This is a genomic window from Photobacterium satsumensis, assembly GCF_050336935.1.
GTDB classification, from domain to species: Bacteria; Pseudomonadota; Gammaproteobacteria; order Enterobacterales; family Vibrionaceae; genus Photobacterium; species Photobacterium satsumensis.
Genome location: NZ_JAKJSK010000015.1, coordinates 119,990 through 134,108, shown reverse-complemented (window position 1 = coordinate 134,108; position 14,119 = coordinate 119,990). Strand labels below are relative to the sequence as shown.

General features: G+C 48.1%; 10 protein-coding genes. 9 read left to right on the top strand and 1 reads right to left on the bottom strand.

Annotation, left to right across the window (positions count from 1 at the left end; all coding sequences use genetic code 11):
• The 9 genes from tuf to rpoC form a co-directional block, all read left to right on the top strand.
• The coding region (gene tuf / locus L4D79_RS25390; protein ID WP_428655692.1) for an elongation factor Tu at nucleotides 1–1,184 on the top strand (1,184 nt) is incomplete at its 5' end.
• A 216-nt stretch (nucleotides 1,185–1,400) separates the two neighbouring features.
• A complete protein-coding gene (gene secE / locus L4D79_RS25385; protein WP_107350963.1) occupies nucleotides 1,401–1,778 on the top strand; it encodes a preprotein translocase subunit SecE in 378 nt (125 codons plus the stop codon).
• 11 nt (nucleotides 1,779–1,789) lie between these two features.
• Nucleotides 1,790–2,335: a transcription termination/antitermination protein NusG gene (gene nusG / locus L4D79_RS25380; protein WP_047874630.1), complete on the top strand. Its 546-nt coding sequence runs from the start codon at nucleotides 1,790–1,792 to the stop codon at nucleotides 2,333–2,335.
• 124 nt (nucleotides 2,336–2,459) lie between these two features.
• Nucleotides 2,460–2,888: a 50S ribosomal protein L11 gene (gene rplK, locus L4D79_RS25375; protein WP_428655689.1), complete on the top strand. Its 429-nt coding sequence runs from the start codon at nucleotides 2,460–2,462 to the stop codon at nucleotides 2,886–2,888.
• 4 nt (nucleotides 2,889–2,892) lie between these two features.
• The gene (rplA, locus tag L4D79_RS25370; RefSeq protein ID WP_428655687.1) at nucleotides 2,893–3,597 is read left to right on the top strand and encodes a 50S ribosomal protein L1; all 705 of its coding nucleotides are present in this window, start codon (nucleotides 2,893–2,895) and stop codon (nucleotides 3,595–3,597) included.
• A 258-nt stretch (nucleotides 3,598–3,855) separates the two neighbouring features.
• The gene (gene rplJ, locus L4D79_RS25365) at nucleotides 3,856–4,350 is read left to right on the top strand and encodes a 50S ribosomal protein L10 (protein WP_075763490.1); all 495 of its coding nucleotides are present in this window, start codon (nucleotides 3,856–3,858) and stop codon (nucleotides 4,348–4,350) included.
• A gap of 60 nt (nucleotides 4,351–4,410) precedes the next feature.
• Complete coding sequence (gene rplL, locus L4D79_RS25360) at nucleotides 4,411–4,776, top strand: 50S ribosomal protein L7/L12 (protein ID WP_428655685.1); 366 nt, start codon at nucleotides 4,411–4,413, stop codon at nucleotides 4,774–4,776.
• A 223-nt stretch (nucleotides 4,777–4,999) separates the two neighbouring features.
• Entirely contained in the window at nucleotides 5,000–9,025 is a 4,026-nt protein-coding gene (rpoB, locus tag L4D79_RS25355; protein WP_428655683.1) for a DNA-directed RNA polymerase subunit beta, read from the top strand.
• 96 nt (nucleotides 9,026–9,121) lie between these two features.
• Complete coding sequence (gene rpoC, locus L4D79_RS25350; protein ID WP_428655681.1) at nucleotides 9,122–13,339, top strand: DNA-directed RNA polymerase subunit beta'; 4,218 nt, start codon at nucleotides 9,122–9,124, stop codon at nucleotides 13,337–13,339.
• 195 nt (nucleotides 13,340–13,534) lie between these two features.
• Here rpoC and rsd read toward each other — a convergent pair whose 3' ends face one another.
• Nucleotides 13,535–14,023 (bottom strand): sigma D regulator, encoded by a 489-nt coding sequence (rsd, locus tag L4D79_RS25345; RefSeq protein ID WP_428655679.1) that lies wholly within the window; start codon nucleotides 14,021–14,023, stop codon nucleotides 13,535–13,537.
• Nucleotides 14,024–14,119: the final 96 nt, after the last annotated feature.

Here is a 14,119-nt window from a genome sequence, read left to right as displayed (position 1 = left end):
TGTCTAAAGAAAAATTTGAACGCGTAAAACCGCACGTTAACGTTGGTACTATCGGCCACGTTGACCACGGTAAAACAACTCTAACTGCTGCTATCTGTACTACGCTTGCAAAAGTGTACGGTGGCCAAGCTAAAGACTTCGCATCTATCGATAACGCTCCAGAAGAGCGCGAGCGTGGTATCACAATCTCTACTTCTCACGTAGAGTACGATACTCCAACTCGTCACTACGCACACGTAGACTGCCCAGGACACGCCGATTACGTTAAAAACATGATCACTGGTGCTGCGCAGATGGACGGTGGTATCCTAGTTGTTGCTGCAACTGATGGCCCTATGCCTCAGACTCGTGAGCACATCCTACTAGGCCGTCAGGTTGGTATCCCTTACATCATCGTGTTCATGAACAAGTGTGACATGGTTGATGACGAAGAGCTTCTAGAGCTAGTTGAGATGGAAGTTCGTGAACTTCTTTCTGAGTACGAATTCCCAGGTGATGACTGCCCAGTAATCATGGGTTCTGCTCTTGGCGCTCTAAACGGCGAGAAAGAGTGGGAAGACAAGATTGTTGAACTAGCTGAAGCTCTAGATAACTACATCCCAGAGCCAGAGCGTGCAATCGATCTACCATTCATCCTTCCTATCGAAGATGTATTCTCAATCCAGGGCCGTGGTACTGTTGTAACTGGTCGTGTTGAGCAAGGTATCATCACTGTAGGTGACGAAGTAGAAATCATCGGTATCAAAGAMACTACYACWACTACTTGTACTGGTGTTGAGATGTTCCGTAAGCTTCTTGACGAAGGCCGTGCTGGTGAGAACGTTGGTGTTCTTCTACGTGGTACTAAGCGTGACGAAGTTGAGCGTGGTCAGGTTCTTGCTAAGCCAGSTTCAATCACTCCRCACACTACTTTCACTTCAGAAATCTATGTTCTTTCTAAAGATGAAGGCGGTCGTCACACTCCTTTCTTCAAAGGTTACCGTCCACAGTTCTACTTCCGTACAACTGACGTAACAGGTACTATCGAGCTACCTGAAGGCGTAGAAATGGTAATGCCTGGTGATAACATCTCTATGACTGTTACTCTAATCGCGCCTATCGCGATGGACGAAGGTCTACGTTTTGCTATCCGTGAAGGTGGCCGTACAGTTGGTGCTGGTGTTGTTGCAACTATCGTTGAATAATATTTGACGAGACGGTACTAAAAAGGGCATCATTTGATGCCCTTTTTCTGCACTGTTGCTTGGTTTTGCATATTTTTTGCTCAAGCGTGCAGGAAAAAAATTTTACTATGATGAAGTTTTTTGTTTGTAATTAAAGCTTTAGAGCTTTCCTTCATTACAGCCTCGCTTATGCGGGGTTATTTTCGTCTATATTGAGACTAGTTACAGGTTGGTTGTATGAAAGCGAATGCCGAAAACCAAAGCAGCTCTGGTGGTATGGATGGCCTTAAATGGGTCGCTGTATTTGCCTTGCTAGCTGCCGCTGTGGTTGGTAATTACCTGTACAGTGATGTTTCTGTAGTGCTACGCGCTGCCGCGGTTGTTGTCCTTGTGGCTGCAGCTGGTGGTATTGCCGCACTTACAGCAAAAGGTAAAACCGCGATTTCGTTTGCCCGCGAATCGCGCATGGAAGTCCGCAAGGTAGTATGGCCTACTCGTCAGGAAGCTACGCAGACAACCTTTATCGTTTTAGCTGTCACTGTCATTATGGCGTTAGCCTTGTGGGGCATCGACGGCATCATGGTCCGTCTAGTCCGCCTAGTTACCGGTGTGTGAGGTAAGAGTTCATGAGCGAAGCTCCAAAAAAACGATGGTATGTAGTACAGGCCTTCTCTGGTTTTGAAGGTCGTGTAGCACAATCCCTACGTGAGCATATCAAAATGCACGGCATGGAAGAGCACTTCGAAGAAGTACTTGTCCCGACAGAAGAAGTTGTGGAAGTGCGTGCTGGCCAGCGCCGTAAGAGTGAACGTAAGTTCTTCCCTGGCTATGTGCTTGTACAGATGGTGATGAACGATGAGACATGGCATCTGGTACGTAGTATCCCTCGTGTAATGGGGTTCATCGGCGGTACATCTGACCGTCCGGCTCCGATCTCTGATAAAGAGGCAGATGCTATTCTTAACCGTCTTGAGAAAGCGAGTGAATCGCCTGTTCACAAGACTGTCTTTGAACCGGGTGAAGTTGTCCGTGTTACGGATGGCCCGTTCGCAGACTTTAACGGTGTTGTCGAAGAAGTTGACTACGACAAGAGCCGTGTGAAGGTATCTGTATCCATCTTCGGCCGTGCGACTCCTGTTGAACTGGAGTTTGGTCAGGTCGAAAAAAGCTGATCATTAAGTAATCAGTTTTAGTTGTCAAGGGCGTGAAATTGGACTATAATTTCGCGCCCTTTCGTTAGACGGGGAGTCTGTTTGTGAAAAATAGACGTTCGAACCCAAATTAAGGTAAATAGCAATGGCTAAAAAAGTAGAAGCTTACATCAAGCTGCAAGTAGCAGCTGGTGCAGCGAACCCAAGTCCACCAGTTGGTCCAGCTCTTGGTCAGCACGGTGTGAACATCATGGAATTCTGTAAAGCGTTCAACGCTAAGACTGACTCAATCGAGAAAGGTCTACCAACTCCAGTTGTTATCACTGTATACAATGACCGTTCTTTCACGTTCATCACTAAGACTCCACCTGCAGCCGTTCTTCTTAAGAAGGCAGCTGGCGTTAAGTCTGGTTCTGGCCGTCCTAACACTGAAAAAGTTGGTACTGTTACTGACGCTCAGGTTCAGGAAATCGCTGAAACTAAAGCAGCTGATATGACTGGTGCTGACATCGAAGCTATGAAGCGTTCGATTGCTGGTACTGCTCGTTCAATGGGCCTAGTGGTAGAGGGTTAAGACAATGGCAAAATTGACTAAACGCATGCGCGTTATCCGCGAAAAAGTTGACGTTGCACGTGAGTACGACATCAACGAAGCTGTTGCTCTTCTTAAAGAACTAGCTACTGCTAAATTTACTGAAAGCGTAGATGTTGCTGTTAACCTAGGCATCGATGCACGTAAATCTGACCAGAACGTTCGTGGCGCAACTGTGCTACCACACGGTACTGGCCGTGAAATCCGCGTTGCGGTATTCACTCAGGGTGCAAACGCTGAAGCTGCTAAAGAAGCTGGTGCTGATCTAGTAGGTATGGAAGAACTTGCTGCTCAGGTTAAGAAAGGCGAGATGAACTTCGACGTAGTTATCGCATCTCCAGATGCAATGCGCGTTGTTGGTCAGCTTGGTACTATTCTTGGTCCACGCGGTCTAATGCCAAACCCTAAAGTTGGTACTGTAACTCCTAACGTTGCTCAAGCAGTTAAGAACGCTAAAGCAGGTCAGGTTCGTTACCGTAACGACAAGAACGGCATCATCCACACTACTATCGGTAAAGTGGACTTCGATGCTGCTCAACTAAAAGAGAACCTAGAGTCTCTTCTAGTTGCTCTGAAGAAAGCTAAGCCTTCTTCAGCTAAAGGTTCTTTCATCAAGAAAGTAAGCATCTCCACCACTATGGGTGCAGGTGTAGTGCTAGACCAGAATACTCTGGAAACTAACGCACAGTAATTTGCAGATACGCTGAATTAGTGTATAATTCGGCGTTCACAAATTCATGGCTGAGGTTGATTGCTTGTCAATTAACCTTCGTCAAAGACCGTAGGCGTTATGCTCTTCTGAGCTGACTTAATATTACCTACGTAGACGGTGCCAGAACATGATTGATGTAAATCTATCTTGGATCTGCGCCGTAAGACTCTCCTGCCATAGTGGCAGTGAGTGGTGTAATGACTGGGGTAACCCAGCAAAATCCAGGAGCTATATCCAATGGCATTAAATCTTCAAGACAAAAAAGCAATTGTTGCTGAAGTCAACGAAGCTGCCAATGGTGCCCTGTCTGCAGTTGTTGCTGACTCACGTGGCGTTGCAGTTGATGCGATGACTTCTCTACGTAAACAAGCTCGTGAAAACGGCGTTTACCTGAAAGTTGTTCGTAACACACTAGCACGTCGCGCAGTTGAAGGTACTGATTTTGAGTGTCTACAAGACACTTTCGTTGGTCCTACACTGATCGGTTTCTCTAATGAGCACCCAGGTGCTGCAGCGCGTCTTTTCAAAGACTTCGCTAAAGAGAACAAAGATTTCGAGATCAAAGCAGCCGCATTCGAAGGCGCTGTTGCTGACGCAGAAATTCTTGCGACACTACCAACTTACGACGAAGCGATTGCACGCCTAATGATGTGCATGAAAGAAGCTTCAGCTGGCAAGCTGGTACGTACTATCGCAGCTCTACGCGATCAGAAAGAAGAAGCTGCGGCGTAATCGCCTTTGCTTTATCTGAACGCTATATTAAACTAATTGTTGATTTCAAAGAGAATTGTTATGTCTATCACTAACGAGCAAATCCTAGACGCAGTTGCAGAAATGTCTGTAATGCAAGTTGTTGAGCTTATCGAAGCTATGGAAGAAAAATTCGGCGTTTCTGCTGCAGCTGCAGTAGTAGCGGGCGGCGCAGCTGCAGAAGCAGTTGAAGAGCAAACTGAATTTGACGTAATCCTAACAGCTGCTGGCGCACAGAAAGTACAGGTTATCAAAGCTGTACGTGGCGCAACTGGCCTAGGTCTTAAAGAAGCTAAAGCTCTAGTTGACGGCGCTCCTTCTGCACTTAAAGAAGGCGTTGACAAAGCAGAAGCTGACGCTCTTAAAGCTCAGCTAGAAGAAGCTGGTGCTTCTGTTGAAATTAAGTAATAATTACTTAGCTTCATAGCCTTAATTGGCTAATGGCTGGTGGCTACAATGCCACCGGCCTTTTTGCGCTGTAGGGTAGTGGTGTTTTCACATTGTTTTGCAATCACTATTCATGCAAAAAGCAGTTCTGTTATCAAGAATTGTTCCAACTATAAACAGTGTCATTAGTCACTGCTCCTCGTTTTGAGCAGTTTGGATCACTTATCAGCGATCTGAGGAACCTATGGTTTACTCTTATACCGAGAAAAAGCGTATCCGTAAGGATTTTGGTAAGCGTCCACAAGTTTTGGATGTACCATACTTGCTGTCGATCCAGCTTGAGTCTTTTAAAAAGTTCATCGAGCAGGATCCAGAAGGGCATTACGGTCTAGAAGCTGCCTTTCGTTCTGTTTTTCCAATTCAGAGCTATAACGGCAATTCCGAGCTGCAATACGTTAGCTATCGTCTCGGTGAGCCGGTCTTCGATGTTAAAGAATGTCAGATTCGTGGCGTAACATATTCTGCCCCACTTCGTGTGAAGCTTCGTCTTGTCATGTACGACAAAGACGCACCAGCTGGCACAGTCAAAGACATTAAAGAACAAGAAGTTTACATGGGCGAAATTCCGCTCATGACAGATAACGGTACTTTCGTTATTAACGGTACCGAGAGGGTTATCGTATCCCAGCTACACCGTAGCCCGGGTGTTTTCTTCGACAGCGATAAGGGTAAGACCCACTCCTCAGGTAAAGTGCTTTATAACGCACGCGTAATCCCATACCGTGGTTCATGGTTGGATTTCGAATTTGATCCTAAGGATAACGTATTCGTACGTATCGACCGTCGTCGTAAGCTACCAGCTTCAATCATCCTGCGCGCACTAGGCTACACAACCGAGCAGATCCTTGACATGTTCTTCGATAAAGTAAACTTCGAAGTTCAGGGCAAGTCTCTGGTTATGGAATTGGTGCCTGAGCGTCTACGTGGTGAAACTGCCAGTTTTGATATCGAAGCAAACGGCAAGGTTTACGTTGAACAAGGCCGTCGCATTACCGCTCGCCATATCCGCCAGCTTGGTAAAGACGGTGTTGACCACATCGAAGTACCTGTTGAATACATCGTGGGTAAAATCGCATCACGTGATTACGTGAACGAGGAAACCGGCGAGTTGATTGCAGCTGCTAACCAGGAACTTAGCCTGGAAACGCTAGCACTGCTATCTCAATCAGGCTACAAGTCTCTAGAAGTTCTATTTACGAACGATCTAGACTTCGGCCCGTACATGTCTGACACCATCCGTGTCGACAGCACGACCGATCGCCTAAGTGCACTGGTAGAAATCTACCGTATGATGCGCCCTGGTGAGCCGCCAACGCGCGAAGCCGCAGAACAGCTTTTCGAAAGCTTGTTCTTCAGCGAAGAGCGTTACGATCTATCTGCTGTTGGTCGTATGAAGTTCAACAGCTCGCTAGTTCGTGAAGAAACTACAGGTCCGGGTACCCTAGATCACGCTGACATCATCGATGTAATGCGTCGTCTAATCGATATCCGTAACGGTAAAGGTGAAGTTGATGATATCGACCACCTTGGCAACCGCCGTATCCGTTCTGTAGGTGAAATGGCTGAAAACCAATTCCGTGTTGGTTTGGTACGTGTTGAACGTGCAGTTAAAGAGCGCCTAAGCCTTGGTGACCTTGATGCAGTAATGCCTCAGGATCTTATCAATGCCAAGCCTATTTCTGCGGCAGTTAAAGAGTTCTTCGGTTCTTCTCAGCTGTCTCAGTTTATGGACCAGAACAACCCACTGTCAGAAGTTACTCACAAACGTCGTATCTCGGCGCTTGGTCCAGGTGGTCTGACTCGTGAGCGTGCTGGCTTTGAGGTTCGAGATGTTCACGCGACCCACTACGGTCGTCTATGTCCGATCGAAACGCCGGAAGGTCCAAACATCGGTCTGATCAACTCACTGTCTGCATTTGCGCAGTGTAACCCTTACGGTTTCCTGGAAACTCCATACCGTAAAGTTATCGACGGCAAGGTAACCGAAGAAATCGACTACCTGTCTGCTATCGAAGAAGGTCATTACGTTATCGCTCAGGCGAACGCCGCGCTTAATGAAGACGGCTCATTCTCTGACGAATTGATCACTGCTCGCCAGAAAGGTGAATCAGGTCTGCACCCTCGCGACCATGTCCAGTACATGGACGTTGCAACCAACCAGGTTGTATCGGTGGCGGCATCTCTGATCCCATTCCTAGAGCACGATGATGCAAACCGTGCCCTTATGGGTGCGAACATGCAGCGTCAGGCTGTTCCTACTCTACGTGCTGACAAGCCGCTAGTAGGTACAGGTATCGAACGTAACGTAGCTGTCGACTCCGGTGTAACAGCCGTTGCCAAACGTGGCGGTATGGTTCAGTCAGTAGATGCTTCTCGTATCGTTATCAAAGTTAACGAAGACGAGTTGGTACCAGGCGAAGCGGGTATCGACATCTACAACCTGACCAAATACACCCGTTCTAACCAGAACACATGTATCAACCAGCGTCCAACTGTGATGCCGGGTGAGCCTGTGGCTCGTGGTGACGTGCTAGCCGATGGTCCATCTACCGACCTTGGTGAACTAGCCCTTGGCCAGAACATGCGTATCGCGTTCATGCCTTGGAACGGTTACAACTTCGAGGATTCCATCCTTGTATCTGAGCGTGTTGTACAGGAAGACCGCCTGACAACTATCCACATCCAAGAACTATCTTGTGTGGCGCGTGATACTAAGCTAGGTGCGGAAGAAATTACTGCCGATATCCCTAACGTGGGTGAAGCAGCGCTATCTAAGCTGGATGAGTCCGGTATCGTTTACATCGGTGCTGAAGTTAAGGGTGGCGACATCCTAGTTGGTAAGGTGACACCTAAGGGTGAAACTCAGCTGACTCCTGAAGAGAAGCTACTACGTGCTATCTTCGGTGAGAAAGCGTCTGACGTGAAAGACTCTTCTCTACGCGTACCGAATTCTGTGTCTGGTACTATCATCGACGTTCAGGTATTTACCCGTGACGGCGTTGAGAAAGACAAGCGTGCGCTAGAAATCGAAGAGATGCAGCTGAAAGAAGCGAAGAAAGACATCACTGAAGAATTCCAGATCCTTGAGGGTGGTCTTCTTGCACGTGTTCGTACTCTTCTTCTTGCCGCAGGTTACAGCGAAGACAAACTGTCTTCAATGGACCGCGAGAAGCTGTTTGGTCAGACTCTTGATGACGAATCACAGCAGAACCAGCTTGAGCAGCTAGCCGAGCAGTACGACGAGCTGAAATCTGAGTTCGATAAGAAGTTTGAAACCAAGCGCCGTAAGATCACTCAGGGTGATGACCTAGCACCAGGTGTCCTTAAGATTGTTAAGGTATACCTAGCGGTTAAGCGTCGTATCCAGCCTGGTGATAAGATGGCGGGTCGTCACGGTAACAAGGGTGTAATCTCTAAGATTTGTCCTGTTGAAGATATGCCGTACGATGAAAAAGGTCAGACAGTTGATATCGTACTGAACCCGCTGGGTGTACCGTCTCGTATGAACATCGGTCAGATCCTGGAGACTCACTTGGGTCTTGCAGCGAAAGGTATCGGTGACAAGCTAAACGAGATGCTTAAGCAGCAGCAGGAACTACACCAGTTCCGTAACTTCCTGCAGAAAGTGTACGATCTGGGCGACACGCGCCAGAACGTAGACATTGCCGCCCTAAGCGACGACGAAGTACGTACGTTGATTAAGAACCTACGTAACGGTCTACCTATTGCTACTCCAGTCTTCGATGGTGCGCCAGAAGCATCTATTAAAGAACTGTTGAAGCTAGGCGATCTACCTGAGTCTGGTCAGTTGAAACTGTTTGACGGTCGTACCGGTGACATGTTTGAGCGTCCTGTAACTGTTGGTTACATGTACATGCTGAAACTGAACCACTTGGTTGATGACAAGATGCATGCCCGTTCTACCGGTTCTTACAGCCTTGTTACTCAGCAGCCGCTGGGTGGTAAAGCTCAGTTCGGTGGTCAGCGTTTCGGTGAGATGGAAGTGTGGGCGCTAGAAGCATATGGCGCAGCATACACTCTACAGGAAATGCTAACTGTTAAGTCGGATGACGTTAACGGCCGTACGAAGATGTATAAGAACATCGTCGATGGCGACCATCGTATGGAACCTGGTATGCCGGAATCGTTCAACGTATTGTTGAAAGAAATCCGCTCGTTGGGTATCAACATCGAGCTGGAAGACGAATAAGCGCGGCATTGCCAACCTTATTAGTTACTCCGGTATAAATATGAAGGCGCCAGCAGACTGGCGCCTTTATGGGTCAACTCCTCACAGGAGCCGAATGTGAAAGACTTACTTAAGTTTCTGAAAGCACAACACAAGACTGAAGAATTTGACGCGATCAAAATCGGTCTTGCTTCACCAGACATGATCCGTTCATGGTCTTTTGGTGAAGTGAAAAAACCAGAAACCATCAACTACCGTACTTTTAAGCCTGAGCGTGACGGTCTTTTCTGTGCACGTATCTTTGGCCCAGTAAAAGACTACGAGTGTCTTTGTGGCAAGTACAAACGCCTGAAGCACCGTGGTGTTATCTGTGAAAAATGTGGCGTAGAAGTAACTCAGACTAAAGTGCGTCGTGAGCGCATGGGTCACATTGAGCTAGCTTCTCCAGTTGCCCACATCTGGTTCCTGAAGTCACTGCCATCTCGTATCGGTCTGTTAATGGACATGCCGCTACGTGACATCGAGCGTGTACTTTACTTTGAATCTTACGTGGTAATCGAACCGGGTATGACCAACCTTGAGCGTAGCCAGCTGCTGTCTGAAGAACAGTACCTGGATGCACTTGAAGAGTGGGGCGACGAGTTCGACGCGAAGATGGGTGCTGAAGCCGTTCAGGCACTTCTGGCCAACATGGACCTGAATGCTGAAATCGAGCTGATGCGCGAAGAGCTAGAAGAAACTAACTCTGAAACCAAGCGTAAGAAGCTAACCAAGCGTCTTAAGCTGGTCGAAGCATTCCTACAGTCAGGTAACAACCCAGAGTGGATGATCCTGTCTGTACTGCCAGTTCTACCGCCGGATCTACGTCCGTTGGTACCGCTAGATGGTGGCCGTTTCGCAACGTCTGATCTGAACGATCTGTACCGTCGCGTAATCAACCGTAACAACCGTCTGAAGCGTCTACTGGACCTAGCAGCCCCTGACATCATCGTACGTAACGAAAAACGTATGCTTCAGGAGTCTGTTGATGCATTGCTAGATAACGGTCGCCGTGGCCGCGCTATTACTGGTTCGAACAAGCGTCCTCTGAAATCTTTGGCTGACATGATCAAAGGTAAGCAAGGTCGTTTCCGTCAGAACCTACTTGGTAAGCGTGTAGACTACTCAGGTCGTTCTGTTATCACCGTAGGTCCTTACCTACGCCTGCACCAGTGTGGTCTTCCTAAGAAGATGGCACTTGAGCTATTTAAGCCATTTATCTACGGCAAGCTAGAGACTCGCGGTCTTGCGACCACGATCAAAGCGGCTAAGAAGATGGTTGAGCGCGAAGAAGCGGTTGTTTGGGATATCCTAGACGAAGTGATCCGCGAACACCCAGTAATGCTTAACCGTGCACCAACACTGCACCGTTTGGGTATTCAGGCATTTGAACCAGTACTAATCGAAGGTAAAGCGATTCAGCTTCACCCACTAGTGTGTGCGGCCTATAACGCCGACTTCGATGGTGACCAGATGGCGGTACACGTACCCCTAACACTGGAAGCACAGCTTGAAGCACGTGCGCTGATGATGTCGACGAACAACATCCTTTCACCAGCATCTGGTGATCCGATCATCGTACCTTCTCAGGACGTTGTATTGGGTCTTTACTACATGACTCGTGAGAAGATTAACGCGAAAGGCGAAGGCATGTACCTTGCTGGTCCTGCTGAAGCTGAAAAAGCATACCGTACAGGTAATGCTGAGCTGCACGCTCGCGTTAAAGTTCGTATTACTCAGTTCGTGAAAAGCGAGCAGGGTGACATGGTTGAAGATACGACGTTGATTGATACGACTGTTGGTCGTGCAATGCTATGGACTATCGTACCGAAAGGTCTGCCATACACCCTAGTAAATACTGAAGCTTTGGGTAAGAAGCAGATTTCTAAGTTGCTGAACACTTGTTACCGTGAATTGGGTATGAAAGAGACTGTCGTCTTTGCCGACCAAATCATGTACACAGGTTTTGCATACGCTGCACTTTCTGGTGTGTCTGTTGGTATCGACGATATGGTCGTGCCAGAGGCTAAGTACACCAAGATCGCAGAAGCAGAAGCAGAAGTTGCTGAAATTCAAGAGCAGTTCCAATCTGGTCTTGTAACCGCCGGCGAACGCTACAACAAAGTTATCGATATCTGGGCAACAGCGAATGAGCAAGTTGCTAAAGCGATGATGGATAACCTGTCTTTCGATACTGTCATCAACCGTGACGGTGAAGAAGAGCAGCAGAAGTCGTTCAACAGCGTTTACATGATGGCCGATTCTGGTGCTCGTGGTTCTGCCGCACAGATTCGTCAGCTAGCGGGTATGCGTGGTCTGATGGCGAAGCCGGATGGCTCAATCATCGAAACGCCGATCACTGCGAACTTCCGTGAAGGTCTGAACGTACTGCAGTACTTCATCTCTACGCACGGTGCTCGTAAGGGTCTTGCCGATACCGCACTTAAGACAGCGAACTCCGGTTACCTAACGCGTCGTCTAGTAGACGTTGCGCAGGATGTTGTGATTACAGCGGATGACTGTGGTACGCATGCAGGTATCACTATGATGCCTCTAGTCGAAGGTGGTGATGTTAAAGAGCAACTAGGTGACCGAGTTCTTGGTCGTGTTGTTGCTGAAGACGTTATCAAGCCGGGTACAGAAGAAGTTCTTGCTCCACGTAACACCCTTCTTGATGAGAAGTGGTGTGACATCCTGGAAGAGAACTCTGTTGACCAGGTTAAAGTGCGCTCTGTTGTAACCTGTGAGAATGACTTCGGTTGTTGTAAGTTCTGTTACGGCCGTGACCTAGCACGTGGTCACTTGGTGAACACGGGTGAAGCAGTCGGTGTTGTTGCTGCTCAGTCAATCGGTGAGCCGGGTACACAGCTTACGATGCGTACGTTCCACATCGGTGGTGCCGCATCTGCAGCCGCTGCTGAAAACAGCATCCAGGTTAAGAACAACGGTTCGATGAAACTGCATAATGCCAAGTTTGTTACTAACAACGAAGGCAAGCTAGTTATCACTTCTCGTGCCTCAGAAATGAGCGTTATCGATGAGTTCGGTCGTACCAAAGAAAACTACAAACTGCCATACGGTTCACACCTAACTAAAGGTGATGCTGCGGAAGTTAAAGCTGGCGAAGTTATCGCTAACTGGGACCCGCACACAATGCCAATCATCACTGAAGTGGCAGGTCGTATCCAGTTTGTTGACCTGATTGATGGCGTAACTGTTTCTCGTCAAACTGATGAGCTAACAGGTCTGTCTATGATTACTGTACTAGACGCTGCAGAGCGTACCGGTGCTGGTAAAGACATGCGTCCAACAGTTAAGCTAGTTGATGAAAACGGCCATGATGTAATGATCGCCGGTACAGAAGTACCAGCTCAATACTTCCTACCGGGTAAAGCAATCATCCAGCTAGAAGACGGCGCAATGGTTGGTATCGGTGATACGCTAGCACGTATCCCACAGGCATCTGGCGGTACGAAAGATATCACCGGTGGTCTACCACGAGTTGCTGACCTGTTCGAAGCACGTAAGCCGAAAGAGCCAGCAATTCTTGCTGAAATCACGGGTATGGTTTCGTTCGGTAAAGAAACTAAAGGCAAACGTCGCCTAATCATCACACCTTCTGAAGGCAACGCATACGAAGAAATGGTACCTAAGTGGCGCCAGTTGAACGTATTCGAAGGTGAGAAGGTTGAGAAAGGTGATGTAATCGCCGATGGTCCAGAGGCTCCGCACGATATTCTACGTCTACGTGGTGTACACGCAGTTGCAGAATACATCGTTAACGAGGTTCAGGAAGTTTACCGTCTACAGGGCGTTAAGATTAACGATAAGCACATCGAGACAATCATTCGTCAAATGCTGCGTAAAGTTACTATCGTATCTTCTGGTGACTCTGAATTCCTACCTGGTGAGCAGGTTGAGTTCTCTCGTGTGACGATTACTAACCGTAAGCTTGAAGCTGAAGGTAAGCTGGTAGCAACGTTTGAGCGTGACCTACTGGGTATCACCAAAGCATCGCTTGCAACTGAGTCGTTCATCTCAGCAGCATCGTTCCAGGAAACGACTCGCGTACTAACAGAAGCTGCGGTTTCTGGTAAGCGTGATGAGCTACGTGGCCTGAAAGAGAACGTAATCGTTGGTCGTCTGATCCCTGCTGGTACCGGTTTCGCGTACCACCAGAACCGTCAGCGTCAGCGTGATGCAGAGCTAGAGCCAGTTGCACCTCAGGTAGATGCAGAGCAGGCGTCGCAAGACCTTGCTGCACTCCTGAATGCAGGCCTAAGTGACGAAAACTAATCGTTAGTTAACGCATTGAATAAAAGGGTACCTTCGGGTGCCCTTTTTTATTGCCTTTTTTCAGGGAAAATGAACAGATGCCGGGGGAGTTGTATTTGTGCTGTTTTTGCAGGATGCGGGATAAAGGCGTATAAAAGGATGACTAGCCTGATTATGCATCAGGCTAGTGGCAGGTGAGGACAGGTGTGATGTCGCCTAGGCGCCCGGCGGGCAGGCTAAGCTCTCACTGATCAATTCGATCAGCTTATCCTCAAGGGCAAAGCGGATTTCAATCAGCTCGCCGGTGGTGGAAAGATCGGTGTCAAAGCCCGGCAACTCGTCACCTTCATCCATATCGGTATATTTATCGCTGAAGTTCAGCAATGGATCCGTCGTCTGGGTGATTTGTGCGTATAGCTGAGAAATTTCCTCGGTGGGTGAATACCCTGTCGCATTCCAACGCGCCATGACCATATCGTAGATTTTGAAATGTCCTTCGGAGATATAGTCGACCAGTTGCTGGCTGAAAAGTTGGAGTTGGGAAGCGGTAGGAAGCTGGCGGTTGTTACTCTCGAACGGTGGGAGTCCGGCTAGCTTACAGTAATCGATGAGCAGCTGTTGCCGAGACATCAACCAGTGATCGATGACGTCACTCGTGCCACCCCATTGTTTTTGTACTTGCTCGAATTTACTTAACATGACCATGCCCTCATGATCTACAGTACCGAGACAGGGTACTGGAAACAATACCTGTTAATCTCTTAAAAAAGAGAACCTTGAATTACGGATCCTTTTCCGTAT